This is a genomic window from Corynebacterium sp. HMSC036D02, from assembly GCF_001836165.1.
Lineage (GTDB): Bacteria > Actinomycetota > Actinomycetes > Mycobacteriales > Mycobacteriaceae > Corynebacterium.
The window spans coordinates 1-239 of sequence record NZ_KV827699.1; the positions used below are offsets into that span (position 1 = coordinate 1).

The following is a 239-nucleotide window of genomic DNA, read 5'->3' on the forward strand; positions in this document are numbered from 1 at the left end:
ACGGGCTTTATGGTGCTAAACGCATCGCTGAAAGTCTCAACAACGATACGGACTTTCCCCCGATCAATCACAAGAAGGTCGCACGCATCATGAAATCCATGGGGCTGAAAGGCTTTAGTAAACGGCGTCGATGTATCACCACCAGGCGCAAGCCTGGCCGTCGAGTCATGCCAGATTTAATAGGCCGCAAATTCACAGCTGACAGGCCAAACCACGTCTATGTAGGCGATATCACCTAC

The 239-nt window shown here is 51.0% G+C and carries 1 protein-coding gene; it reads left to right on the forward strand.

The annotated features are described in order from the left end of the window. Positions 1-239 (forward strand): IS3 family transposase (locus tag HMPREF2743_RS12510; protein ID WP_141761411.1); only part of this gene is annotated, 239 nt, incomplete at both ends.